Source organism: Anoxybacillus sp. FSL W8-0104 (assembly GCF_038004465.1).
GTDB lineage: Bacteria > Bacillota > Bacilli > Bacillales > Anoxybacillaceae > Anoxybacillus > Anoxybacillus flavithermus_G.
In genome coordinates this window covers 1106202-1118725 of the sequence record NZ_JBBOQU010000001.1, presented here as the reverse complement: position 1 = coordinate 1118725, position 12524 = coordinate 1106202, and the positions used below count along the sequence as shown (strand labels likewise).

The following is a 12524-nucleotide window of genomic DNA, read 5'->3' as shown; positions in this document are numbered from 1 at the left end:
ATGATCTTAGATAATCGTGGATTAGAACCACCGCAACCGATGATGCGGACGCTTGCGGCATTAGAAACGCTTCCTAAAGGAGAGACATTAACGATTATTAATGACCGCCGCCCGATGTTTTTATACGAACAGCTTGACGAACTTGGCTATCTTTATAAAACGAAAGAGCGCGAGGACGGGAGCTTTGAAATTACGATTACAAAGGGATGACGACGATGTTTCCTTCGACACAACAAACGTATGAAACAAATATTCGCTTGCCGTTTTCTTTTATTTTATTTGGCGTCGTTGCGTTCATCGCTTCTGAAGCGATGTTGCTTTTTTCCGGCACATCGCTCGTTCAAGGGGCGTTCCGTATCCCTAGCGTATGGGCGGCGATGCATCTAGCAGTGCTCGGTTGGGCGTTAATGGTCGCGATGGGCGCGATGTATCAACTCGTTCCAGTTGCCTTTTTAACGCCGATATGGAACGAAACATTAGGATTTGTGCAATTTTTTATCACCGCACTTGGCATTTTTCTGCTTTCGATTAGTTTCCTTTGGAAAATGGAGTTCGTGTTTTTCGCTGGCTTGTTGCTTATGCTCGGGTTTGTTCTTTTTTTCATCCAAATGGCGATGACGCTAAAAAAACAGCCGGCAAAAAATATCATGACGTTATTTGTCAGTACAGCGCTTTTTTGCTTGCTATTGACGGTTTCTTTAGGAATAGCGCTTTCGTTTCATTTTTTTAGCGGCAGCAAAATAGCAGATCATGTATTCATGCTAAAAACACATCTATTATTAGGAATTGCCGGATGGTTTACGTTGCTTATTATCGGCTTTTCTTACAAAATGGTGCCGATGTTTTCGTTGGCGCACGGATTTTCGATGACGCTTGCCCGCTATGTGTACACCTTTTACGTCAGCGGACTCGCCGTTACCTTTTTCAGCTTTTTCATGAACAGTTCTGCTCTTTTCGCTAGTGGAACAGGACTTTTGTTGCTTGGGTTTGCGCTATTTAGCTACCATATCGTAACGATTTTGCGAAAGCGGGTCAAGAAAAAATTAGATCGTCCGTTTTTATTTGCGCTTTTCGCAATCGCTATCGCGCTTTGCCTACATGGATTCGCTTTTCTGTTCGCAATCATAGGAAATACGGCCGGTTTTGGCGTGATTATATACGGGTATCTTTTCGGATGGATTATTTTAAGCATTGTCGGTTATTTATATAAAATCGTGCCGTTTTTATGGTGGACGCACCGCTATAGCCAAAAAATCGGCAAAGAAAACGTACCGACGTTAAAGCAAATGATAAATGAAAAATGTACTGTTTTTACCTGCGGGCTATTTCTCGTTAGCTTTATCGGTGTCATCCTAGCGCTTATTGTTTCTAGCTTGCCGTTATTTTATGTTGCGCAAGGTGGAATGGTTGCATTTTCTCTTTTGTTTGCAGGAACAATCATCGCCGTATTACGAAAATAAGGGAGGAAAAACAAATGGAATTAAAAGAAATGGTCATGGAGCAACTGCGCACCGTATATGATCCAGAACTAGGAATTAATGTCGTGGATTTAGGGTTAATTTATGATTTGCGAATTGATGACGGAGTTGTGACAATAGTGATGACACTTACTACCCCAGGCTGCCCGCTTCACGATTCCATTGTTGGTGGTGTCAAACGAGCGCTTGCACACATGGAGGGGGTAAAAGATGTCGATGTACAAATTACGTGGAATCCGCCATGGACACCAGAGCGAATGAGCGAAGCCGCACTACGGCAATTGGGCTTTTTATCAAATTAATGGGGCAAACGACCTTCTGTTTGCCCCTGAATATACAAATCGATTTGCAATGAATTGATTTGAGAAATAAACAACTCGTTATATTGTTTTTGCGCTAAATAGCGAATCTCGTTGTCGTTGACGGTTGGGTTCGCTTTTCTCACTGCACCTGCCAAATCGTTGTAAACATCGCTCACCAGCAAACGGAGTTTACTATAGTGGGAATAATCTTCCCAAAACTTTTTTTCTCCATACGTATCAATCATTTGTTGAACAACTTCATAGCGCTCATATTGATGGCGAAGTGCAGCAATCGTTTTCGTGATTTCTTGCTTTGTAACAACATGTCCTTTTTCTTCAGCTAATAAAGCCATCACCTGCAACTCTACTAAGTGTGACAAAGCTTGATCCAATCGATGTGCGTACTGCTCTCTTCGATTCCAGTAGGCAAGTTGTTCGTTTAGCGCGGCTCCTTTATACGTTGCTTGCGCGCGTTCTTTTTGAATCGCAATTTCGATTTTACTCAACGCTTGATAAAAACGAACGTCGTTCATCGTAATTTTTTCTTTACCGATTTTGGCGACTGCTGTTTCTTTTTTTACATGCATTTTTAGCAATTTTTCGACTTTGTCATTCCCTTTCTTAATGACAAGAAGCGCTTCCCAATCTCCTTCCATTGGTAGCTGTACATTTCCTTCGTAAACGCCATTTTCTTTCTCGTGCAAATCTACCTCAATTTTCCCATGATCCATATTGCTCATTTCAAACGTCGCATGAACTTTTAATTGTTTAGCTAGTTTTCCGTTTTCTTTAATTTGTACGGCAAACGGAGCCGCTACCCCTTCTTTATAAAATGGAGTCGTCTTTATCGTCACTTCCCAGTCACCGTTCGAACATCCTGTGAACAAAAATAACAAGCTGAAAAGAAAAACGGTTAGTTTCCTCATCTTCTCTCCTCCCCATACATCACGTTAGCTTCAAATTCCGCTAACGTATATTTCGTCATTTTTCCGTTCTCTAAATAAGCAATATGAGTACAAATTTGCTTCACTTCGTCTAAATGATGCGAAGATAGAAAAATCGTTTTGCCGTGCAACGAATGCAAAATCGACAAAATATCGGCCCGTCCCATCGGGTCTAGTCCGCTCGTCGGCTCATCCAATATAAAAAGGTCGGCATCATAATAAAGCATAATTCCAAGCCCAAGCCGTTGAAGCATCCCTTTGGAATATTCTTTGCTTCGGACGTTTCGCTCTTCCCACAATCCGACTAATTTCAACGCCTCTTCGATTTTTTGTTCATTGACAGCCGAACCGTTCAATGACGCGAAAAAGCGAATATTTTCTTCTCCTGTCAAATGAGGATATAGCTGAAACTTTTCCGGCAAATAAGCGACATGCGGTTTCCACTGGTGTTGTTTGTTTGGGATGCCGCAAATCGAAATTTTCCCTTGCTTTATCGGGATCATATTTAACACACTCGAAATAAGCGTCGATTTGCCCGCTCCGTTTCTTCCGATAAGCGCGCACCGCTCTCCTTTCCCCACGACAAGTGAAACATCGTCTAACACTTTTTTCTGCTTGTACGCGACGGTGACATGTTCCATAACAATCATCCTTGTTCCCCCTTCCGATAAAACAAGACAGAAGCGAAAAAGACGATACCAACCCAAACGACGATATTGAGTGCTACTAACGTTAGCGCTGGAAATGAGAAAAATTTTTCCATCGTTCGCGATAAATAATCGAGCGAAAAAACACCAAGCGACGTTTCTAAAAAGAAACGAAGCGTATGCATCGGCTGCAAGAAATAAAGGAGCGCAAAGCTTTGGACGTTATCATAAGTGACGTTCGGCAACATATAAAGCAACACGAAATCGTACAAATATAAGAAAAAGAAAAGAACAAATAAGTTCGCACCGATCAGTTGAATTTTCGTTCGGCAAACGCTTCCTAACAATAGCCCAATTTGATTAAAGATGACAATGAGCACCGTGATAGCAGCTAAAAAAGAAAGAAAATGTGTCGCGTGAAACGAAAAAACAAATTTTACTGGTATCATCAGTACAAAATACGAAAGGAGAAACATGCCGATCGTGATCGTTTGCACTGCTACGCTTTTTCGCCATAAAAACGAGCCGTATGAACCGCTGCGCGCCATCATCATAAGGAGCGTCTTAAACTCTTTTTCTTGCATCACAGCAAATGAAGCAAAAAAGAGACAAAGAATTGGGATGACATAAATATTCATTTCAAACAGCGTTAATAAAAACACTGCAAATCCTTCATCTACCGGCAAATTTTTTGTGTTTAAAAAAACGGAAAAAGACGTAGCAACTACCAAAATAAAGAAAAGCCAAAACGCTTTTCCACGAGAAATTTCTAACCATTCTTTCCAAATAAAGTTCATTGTCGTTGACCCCTTTTGCTTTGTAAAATCCAGACCATCATTACAAGCGCAACTAATATCGTTGTCCACGGCATGCTGTGGCGATCGACAAACGGATGATTGTCGGTTGCCATAACTTCTGTTTCGTGCATCAACTCGTTTATTTTTTCGTATAGTTTAATGCTTGGTGTATTTAAAAATAAATACGCTAATTCATTTTGTTCGACGATTTTGTGTAACGATGATTTATATTGAAACGGAGAATCGCCTTTTCCGTCTTGATTTAAGTCAAAAAAGTGCGCGTCGTCTCCCCAATGATTTCCTACGCCACGAAAACTGAAGCGATTACAGGCGTGTTGATTAACCAATAATATCCATAAAAAACATAGAAAAAAGAGCACCTTTCCTGTAGAATGTAAGTAACAACACAAACAAACCTAGGAGGTGCTCTCTATGCACAAGCATACCACACTCCCAAATTTGATGCAAAAAATTGTTTCTGATGAAGATCTCCAGTCGATTACCGAAGCCGTTGGCTACCATGACACTTCGCGGACGTTTACGGTGCGCACGTTGGTTGATTTTTTTCTGCTGGCGGCACTTCACGAATGGAAAAGTTTCCGTCATGGTGCCGATGTGGCGAAAATGTACGGATTGCCGACGTTTCATTACTCGACGGTTTCTAAGAAAGCGAAAGAAGTTCCGTACGAGGTGATGAAGCGCTTATTTGCTTTGGTTGTTTCTAAGTGCAATCGCCAAACCCGCCGTTCGCTTCGCTTTCCAAAAGCATTGCGTATAGTAGACTCCACGACCGTCACCGTGGGGAAAAACCGCCTGACATGGGCACCCTATCATGGGGAACGATCCGGAGTGAAAATGCACGTCGCGTATTCCCCTGAGCAACAAATGCCGAGCGACATCGTAGAAACCGTAGGGTTGCGCCACGATGGACCGGTGGGAGAGCGGCTCACAGACGTACAAACGGTTCTTGTCGAAGATCGAGCGTACTTTAAAATTGAACGCCTCGATCGGTTTGTCGAACAGAAGCAACCGTTTGTGATTCGGATGAAAGACAATGTCGAGATCCATCAAAAAAAGAGCCTAAAGCGCCTTTCTTCCTCCTCTTCTTCTATTGTGGCGGATTTTACTTGCCAGTTAGGAACGAAACAATGTCGTTCCAAAAAGCGCCATCGCGTCGTGATCTTTCAGGATGCGAACGGGCATGAAATCCGTGTGGTCACGAACGTCTTAGAGGCATCGGCGGAAAAGATTGCCGAGATGTATCAAGAACGTTGGACAGTGGAAGTGTTTTTCCGATGGATCAAGCAATATCTAAACGTTCCGACCTTATTTGGCACCAACGAGCATGCGGTATACAACCAACTTTTTGCGGCATTTATCGCTTATGTGTTACTGAGATGGCTATATCATCGAACGGAAAAACGGACAACCTCGTCCCTTACCTTTCTTTCGTTTGTCCGTCGTTTTTTCTCTGGGCAACTTCCTCTCGAATGGAAATCCGAGATGGCAGCTGTCTTATTTGAGTATGCCCGAATATATGGGAGGAGTATGCCTAATTTTGGATAATCAACAGCCGTGAAGCGATTATTTTCTTCGCCCCCTAAACTTAATACAGAAATCGTATTATTCCAAAAACGATTGTTCGTAAATGTTTGGCGCTGTGAACTTCCCCATAATTCAACGCCAATTTGGTTTTTGACAATCGTATTGCCCTCCATAAAGTTGTTCGTCGATTGATCAATATAGAACGCTCGTTCGTTTTGATAAAATTCGTTACCAATAATTTTGTTGTCATTCGCCATTTGCAACAACACTCCAAACGAACGCATTCCTTTATTTAACAAAAATTCATTACCTTTTAACACGATGCGATTCGAATTCATAATTGCCGCACCGCCAGTATTTAACGTAAATCGGTTTCGGTAAAACTCGTTATCGTCTGAATACATATAATGAAGTCCGTATCTTGTACGCGAAACGTCATTATCTTTCACAACGTTATGATTGGCGTAGTCAAAAAACATGCCGTCTCTCGTTCCGACAATTGTATTATGGGCAAGCTTGTTAAAATTAGAGTAATACACGTGCAATCCATTCCCTTGTCCAGCTATCTCCCCACTTTTCCCAATGACGCGCACATATTCGACGACATTATGATGAGCTTGGCTTAAGTAAATACCGTGAAACGAATTGGTAATCGTAATATGTTTCAACGTGTTATTATCGGAATATACTTTAATGGCGGCATACTCTTCTTGTGTGCTACGACTTTTCCCGCTATTTGTCACCGTCACATTCGCAATCGTCACATGCGGTGCGCGAATACTGATGACGTTTCCGTTGCCGCTTCCTTTAATAACCGTATGGGCTGCCCCTTTAATCGTTATCGGCTTTTCGATAACGATATCGCCGACATATGTTTTATTTTTTAATAAAAGCGTTCCGTTCGCTGGCGTTTCATCAATTAGTTGTTGCAGCGTCCCCTCTGCATAAGTCGCCGGTGGAGAGAGGAACGGAAAGAAAAGAAGGACAAGCCCAAGCAACCACTTTTTCATCGTTTTCGCTCCCTCCATAACGGAAGTATAAGCAAGAGAAATGCTGCCCCAATCATATACGCACCGGTAGAAAAATAGCTGTTCGTCACAAAGTTAGCGATGCGATTTTCCCCAAACACTGGCGGAACGAACGGTTCGATTTTAATTGGTGCATCATCGCTTAAATTTGTTCCGAAGTCAACTAACCAGCGATGAAGATCATAAAGCCCTAACAATCCACCGAAAGCAAAAACAATGATTAGTCCGAACAGCCATCGTTTATCGCGAAGCCACGCGACCACTAACGTCAAAACCGCCAGCGCCCCGATAACGTACGGCAAATACGACAATTCCGGAAAGCTTTCTTCGCTGAACGGTTTCATGCCGATATAATGGTTCAACCCATTAATAATGTCGATATTTCCTTTCAGCTTATTGGGATAGACAATAATATCGAGTCCCTCAGGATATTGCGGTGCAACAAACCGCATTCCCCACCACGGAAAAAAGAGCGATGCACCGATTAAAACAGCCGCACAGCTAATGATGAGTGCGGATGAAACAGATAATTTCGCTTTCTTCATTCTTTTCACTTCCTTTTAATTAAAAGGGGGAAAGATTCCCCCCTTTTTCTTATTGCTTTGGTTTGACGAGTAAATATCCTGTCATTTCTTGGTGCAATGCCGAACAAAAGTTTGTGCAATAAATTGGATATGTTCCTGCTTTATCCGCCACAAATTCTACTGTGTTCGTTTGCCCTGGCTGCACTTCAATATTAATGTTGTATTTATTAATCGCAAAGCCGTGTGTAATATCTTCGTCGCGGTCGATGTTTGTAAGGTGAATGAATACTTTATCGCCTTCGTTTACCTCTATGACATCTGGACGTTTTGCTTTCGCGTCAAAAATGAATTTCGAACGCATCGCAATACCATATACGTGCACTTCGTTCCCTTTGCGGACGATGCGCGTATCTTTTTGATTAAAGACAGCGTACGGGTTTTTCTCGTCTTTTGGATATACTTCAATCGTTTTAATTTTATCTGCTTTAATCATTTGCCCGTAGTGCGGTTCCGGATCGACCGGTGCCGATTGAATCACTTCCATTTTGCCGCTAATATCAATTAACTGCATCGACTCTGGGTGCGATGGTCCAACAGATAAATAGCTGTCTTTTGCCAATTTATTCAACGAAACTAAATATTTTCCGTCTGGAGAAACGGTGTCGCCTTCCGCAGCAACCGAGTGGCCTGGCGAATATTGCACCGGCACACGGTCAAGCACTTCGCCTGTGTTCGGATCCCATTTGACGACTTCAGAGGAAATGAACATCGTCGTATACGCCATTCCTTTATCATCGAATTGGGTATGAAGTGGTCCAAGTGCATTTTCTGGATTCACTTCACGCTCCATGACAGATTCATATTTTAAAATTGGGATTCCGTTTCGTTCACCAGCAAACTCTTTATTTTCAATCGCTTTAAACGCCTTTTCAAACGAGAAGACAGTAAGTAATGGCGCTAATTTCCCTGAAGCGATAAATCGCTTGCCGTCAGGGGTGACGTCTACTCCGTGCGGCGATTTTGCTACCGGTATTAAATAAATGCCGCCTTCATGTTTTTCTGGGAAAATCACTTTTTGCCCCTCAACCGTATCGTATTTTCCCTCTTTCACCATTTTCTCAAGCTCCCGCCAGTTAAATAAAACGATAAAGTCGCGGTCTTCCTTGGAAGCGTTAATTTCTAAGTTCGTTGTTGCTTCTTCTGTGTTATATGTCGTAATAACCGCCCAGTCTTTTGATACTTTTTTTCCTGCATCGGACAAGTCATATGACCATGGCGGCAACGCCACTTGGTAGGCAATATTTAATTTTTGCTCGTTTTCATCAAATGTGACAGCGCTCATCACGCCGCGGTATTTTGTGCTGTAGTCATCGAGCGATTCATATTTATCCCCAAGCGGAACGGCAAAACGCGTCGGCAAAAACAAATATTCCGTGTTTTCCGTCACAAATGCCGCACAGTGTGGACCGCTTGTATTTGGCACACTAATAATGTCTTTAACGGTAAACGTTTTCAAATCCATCACTGCCGCACGGCTGTTGGCGACATCGGTCGCAAATAAATATTTTCCGTCATAATCTCCGTTCGTTTCGGAAAGCGCAGGATGGTGCAAATCTCCCCATGTGTAGCCGCCAAGCATTTTTTTCGAATGTTCGTCCCATCCATATCCAGTAGCGGAGTCAAGTGAAAATACAGGGACAGTTCGAATGCGTCGAAGCGATGGAACACCATATACAAATAACTGTCCTGAGTGGCCACCAGAAGCAAATAAGTAGTATTCATCTTTCTCACCAAACGGAACGTATACTTTTTCCGCATTAGTTTTCGCAGATGCCGTTGAAGTCGGTTGTTTTGGAGAAAAATCGCCGAAAAAAACAGTGGAAGCTAACACACCGACAGCCAATCCAGAAATGGCGGAAATCCATTTTTTCTTCATACGAACACCTCTTTTCGTTTATTTTTCCGAGGCAACTTTTAACGCTTGAACGATCGCTTTTCGTTCTTCATCCGTTAATGGATTCGATTTGATTACGCCAGACATCACCGCAGACGTTGGCTCCTTTAAAAACTCATCAATTGGTTTTCCATGTTTTTCTTCGACTTCTACATAAGCGTTCGATAAGTCCGGTCCTGTCGTACCGCCTTGCACGTTCAATTTAGAAATAGCGTGACAAGAAATACACCCTTTTTGTTTAAAGATTTCCCCCTCCTTCGAACTTACAGTGGTGTCCTTTTGTTCAGTCGATGTTTCGTTGCTTTGCTCAGTAGCTGTTGGTTGTTCTTTGGCAGGCTCTTTGTTAGCGAAATGGAAATATGTATATCCACCCGCCAAGCCTATAACAGCGCTAAGCAAAAAAATAAGCAGTGACTGTTTCATTTCCTCACCTCTTTTCATTTTTCCTTCACAATCTATTATAATGTCTTACATAAAATTCAAGTTGTGCTACAAATCACTTGACGATGGAATTTTTTGAACAAATGATGACATATTAACCGTTGACAACTTACTTTTCGTAAGTTTATAATTATCTTGAAGTCAAGATAAAGGTTGATGCGTATGAATCAAAACGAGCAAACATTATCGTTAAAACTATTCGTTGTTCTTTCTAGGGCACATAAAGCCGTATCCGAACATGTTAAGCATGACATCCAACGTTACGGACTAAACCCAACGGAGTTTGGTGTGCTCGATTTACTGTATCATAAAGGAGCGCAGCCGATTCAACAAATAGGTGACAAAATTTTACTCACTAGTGGAAGTATGACATATGTCGTCGACAAACTCGAAGAAAAAGGATATATTGTCCGGCAACGTTGTGAAAAAGATCGGCGCATTACGTACGCTGTTATTACTGACGAAGGAAAAGCACTAATGGATCACATTTTTCCGCAACACGCACAAAAAATGTTGGAGATTTTCCAATCTTTGTCCACAGATGAAAAAGAAATGGCGATTCATTTGCTCAAAAAGATAGGTCTTTCATTAGCGCCTTTTTAAAGGCCTATCGCACAACTTTTATCTTGAAATCAAGATATATGAAAGTCCTGCGGTAATATGTCAAGGTGAAAAATCATCGAAATTGGAAATTCGATTGTCCGATGACCCGAAAAAAGGCAATACTTAAGAAGCCCAGTCTTGTCTTATGTCATTAACTGGGTTTTAATGCAAAATCAGTTAGATCGATACCCCTATCGATCTTCCCCCTTTCTTGGCGTGTAGATTTGACCGTTGCGTAGCAGCGCATCGATCACACGCACGAGTTTTCGAGCGGTGAGGACGAGGGCTCGTTTGTGTTGGTGCTTTGGTACTTCCTCATACTTCTTCCGGTAATAGGTGCGAAACGACGCATCATGCCGTTGTACCGAGTTGGCAGCCTCCACTAGGTAGTAACGGAGATAGCGATTGCCGGAACGAATGAGGGAAGTCTCCTCGGCTTGGAACCGACCGGACTGGTGCTTAGACCAAGTCAAACCTGCATACTTTGCTAAGGCGGCTTGGTTGTCAAAGCGCTCGATTTGTCCAATTTCGGCTAAGATGCCAGCGGCGTAGACCGGACCAATGCCGGGAATCGTTTGTAACGTATTTGGGATGCCTTCCAAATGGCGAGTAATCGCTTTATCTAGCTCTTTAATTTGCGCTTGAAGGCTACGGATGGATTGAATCGATAGCCCTAAAAGCAAGTCGATGGAATCCTCGACACATTTGGAAAGCCGATACGACGAACGAGCCGCCTTTTGAATGGACTTGGCGATGCATTCCGGATCGGCAAAGCGATTGCGTCCTTTTTGGCGCAAGAAGTCAGCGAGCTGTTGCACGTCCATCTGACTGATTTCGTCTAAGCTAAACGACTCGAGAAGAAGCTCTAAGATGGCATGTCCGAACACGGAGCTGTCCACCTCTTGGGTAAAGGAACTGCACTTGTAAAACAAGTGTTGGAGGAAGTACTGCTTTTCCCGAGTCAGCTGATGGACGAGATGATAGCGCATGCGCGTGAGCCGTTGAAGGGCGATAAACTGTTCTTGCATGACAGCTGTCACTTTCAAACGGCCAAAGCGAAGCCGATCGGCGATGATCCACGCATCGATGCCGTCCGTTTTATCCAAGTCAGTGTACGCTTCTTTAAATTTGCGAATGAGCTTTGGATTGATGGTAAACACCTTGACATTCCAAGACTTCAGCTCCTCCTGTTGGTGGAAAAACATCGCTGGATGCCAGCTGTAGACCGAAGTGGCTTCCATCCCGATGAGAATTTCGGATGGTTGGAGCTTGTTGGCCCACAGGAGGATTTGATCGCGAAGGAAGGTCGCGCCAAGGAGATGATTGTCCACCTTGAATTGGGCGCACGTGTTTCCTTCTTGATCCATGATACACGTGTATAAGTCCGTTGAGCTCACGTCAATCCCGACGTAGAGTTTCATGAGATCACCTCCAATCGTAGTAGGATCGTGGGGTTGGGACTCTTCGGGATGCCCCCGGACCGCGCCTGTTGACCAGTCACCCTCGCATATGAGAACTCACGTTGGGCCATGGGCTGCCTGGAAGCTGCTCCTTCCAGCATGGGAAACCAACGGGAACAGCCTGCGGGTTAGAAGTCCGAACAGGAGCCGGGGAGACAGACTTTCTAAGTAGTCAAAGCTACAGGAGAGAGAAGAGTGTCCCCGATGATCCTAAGACCATTATCCAAGAACATCGCGAAAAGTCCAACCCCGATGTAGTGCCATCCACGGGGGAGGGGCGCGCCCCTCCCCCGTGGGCAAATCACTTACACATATGCGATTGTCAAGGAGCATATCCAACTGGAAATTCGATTTAAAAATCTTTCTAAACATACTATACGAGGAGAAATGATCATGATGCACATTGGTATTTTACTTATTCGTCTCGCTGTTGGTTTAACGTTTGTCGGTCATGGGGCTCAAAAGTTGTTTGGATGGTTCGGAGGATACGGCTTAAAAGGAACAGGTGGGTGGCTTGAGTCCATTGGGTTAAAACCGGGAGTGACAATGGCACTCATTGCTGGCCTAGCGGAGTTCGTTGGGGGATTGTTGTTTGCTCTCGGGCTGTTCACCCCATTTGCCGCTTTGTTGCTCGCTGCTACAATGGTCGTCGCTATTGTAAAAGTGCACGCTCCGAATGGATTTTGGGTCACTCAAAATGGCTTTGAGTACAACTTTATTTTGATTGTTGTTGTGATCGGTATTGCTCTTATCGGCGCAGGCGACTACTCAATTGATGCACTCATAAAATAAGGAGGCACA

14 protein-coding genes and 1 pseudogene are annotated in these 12524 nt (G+C 43.3%); 6 read left to right on the top strand and 9 right to left on the bottom strand.

Features of this window, described 5'->3' with window-relative positions:
• Genes NST18_RS06005 through NST18_RS05995 form a run of 3 tightly spaced genes read left to right on the top strand, consistent with a single transcriptional unit; the run spans window position 1 to window position 1780 of the window.
• Entirely contained in the window at window positions 1-210 is a 210-nt protein-coding gene (locus NST18_RS06005) for a DUF2249 domain-containing protein (RefSeq protein ID WP_035019230.1), read from the top strand.
• Window positions 207-1460, top strand: coding sequence for a hypothetical protein (locus NST18_RS06000; protein WP_004890830.1), 1254 nt, complete (start codon window positions 207-209; stop codon window positions 1458-1460). Before NST18_RS06005 ends, NST18_RS06000 begins: the two co-directional genes overlap by 4 nt.
• 14 nt (window positions 1461-1474) lie before the next feature.
• Window positions 1475-1780 (top strand): metal-sulfur cluster assembly factor, encoded by a 306-nt coding sequence (locus NST18_RS05995; protein WP_004890833.1) that lies wholly within the window; start codon window positions 1475-1477, stop codon window positions 1778-1780.
• On the opposite strand, the gene NST18_RS05990 is transcribed toward NST18_RS05995, so the two are convergent.
• Genes NST18_RS05990 through NST18_RS05975 form a run of 4 tightly spaced genes read right to left on the bottom strand, consistent with a single transcriptional unit; the run spans window position 1777 to window position 4515 of the window.
• Window positions 1777-2706 carry a FixH family protein gene (locus NST18_RS05990; RefSeq protein ID WP_004890835.1) on the bottom strand — a complete coding sequence of 310 codons (930 nt, stop codon included), beginning with the start codon at window positions 2704-2706 and terminating at the stop codon, window positions 1777-1779. The genes NST18_RS05995 and NST18_RS05990 overlap by 4 nt on opposite strands.
• Window positions 2703-3374, bottom strand: a complete 672-nt coding sequence (locus NST18_RS05985; protein ID WP_004890837.1) for an ABC transporter ATP-binding protein — start codon at window positions 3372-3374, stop codon at window positions 2703-2705. The genes NST18_RS05990 and NST18_RS05985 overlap by 4 nt, the downstream gene beginning before the upstream one ends.
• Window positions 3371-4168: an ABC transporter permease subunit gene (locus NST18_RS05980; protein WP_064213992.1), complete on the bottom strand. Its 798-nt coding sequence runs from the start codon at window positions 4166-4168 to the stop codon at window positions 3371-3373. The genes NST18_RS05985 and NST18_RS05980 overlap by 4 nt, the downstream gene beginning before the upstream one ends.
• On the bottom strand, window positions 4165-4515 hold the full coding sequence (locus tag NST18_RS05975) for a hypothetical protein (RefSeq protein ID WP_340721290.1): 351 nt from the start codon (window positions 4513-4515) through the stop codon (window positions 4165-4167). The genes NST18_RS05980 and NST18_RS05975 overlap by 4 nt, the downstream gene beginning before the upstream one ends.
• 85 nt (window positions 4516-4600) lie before the next feature.
• On the opposite strand from NST18_RS05975, the gene NST18_RS05970 reads away from it, so the two are divergent.
• A complete protein-coding gene (locus NST18_RS05970) occupies window positions 4601-5734 on the top strand; it encodes an IS4 family transposase (RefSeq protein ID WP_088223289.1) in 1134 nt (377 codons plus the stop codon).
• Between the two features lie 23 nt (window positions 5735-5757).
• On the opposite strand, the pseudogene nosD reads toward NST18_RS05970, so the two are convergent.
• The 4 genes and pseudogenes from nosD to NST18_RS05950 all read right to left on the bottom strand — a co-directional run.
• Window positions 5758-6723: pseudogene (gene nosD, locus NST18_RS05965) on the bottom strand (nitrous oxide reductase family maturation protein NosD); the annotation flags it as partial.
• Window positions 6720-7286: a hypothetical protein gene (locus NST18_RS05960; protein ID WP_339170195.1), complete on the bottom strand. Its 567-nt coding sequence runs from the start codon at window positions 7284-7286 to the stop codon at window positions 6720-6722. The gene NST18_RS05960 and the pseudogene nosD, both read right to left, overlap by 4 nt.
• 49 nt (window positions 7287-7335) lie before the next feature.
• Window positions 7336-9201 (bottom strand): Sec-dependent nitrous-oxide reductase, encoded by a 1866-nt coding sequence (gene nosZ / locus NST18_RS05955; RefSeq protein ID WP_004890845.1) that lies wholly within the window; start codon window positions 9199-9201, stop codon window positions 7336-7338.
• A gap of 18 nt (window positions 9202-9219) precedes the next feature.
• Entirely contained in the window at window positions 9220-9642 is a 423-nt protein-coding gene (locus NST18_RS05950; protein WP_035018702.1) for a c-type cytochrome, read from the bottom strand.
• Window positions 9643-9822: 180 nt separating this feature from the next.
• On the opposite strand from NST18_RS05950, the gene NST18_RS05945 reads away from it, so the two are divergent.
• Window positions 9823-10263, top strand: coding sequence for a MarR family winged helix-turn-helix transcriptional regulator (locus NST18_RS05945; protein WP_004890850.1), 441 nt, complete (start codon window positions 9823-9825; stop codon window positions 10261-10263).
• A gap of 191 nt (window positions 10264-10454) precedes the next feature.
• Here NST18_RS05945 and NST18_RS05940 read toward each other — a convergent pair whose 3' ends face one another.
• A complete protein-coding gene (locus tag NST18_RS05940) occupies window positions 10455-11684 on the bottom strand; it encodes an IS110 family transposase (protein ID WP_064214420.1) in 1230 nt (409 codons plus the stop codon).
• A 432-nt stretch (window positions 11685-12116) separates the two neighbouring features.
• Here NST18_RS05940 and NST18_RS05935 point away from each other — a divergent pair, with 432 nt between their 5' ends.
• A complete protein-coding gene (locus NST18_RS05935) occupies window positions 12117-12515 on the top strand; it encodes a DoxX family protein (protein WP_035018704.1) in 399 nt (132 codons plus the stop codon).
• Window positions 12516-12524 lie beyond the last annotated feature (9 nt).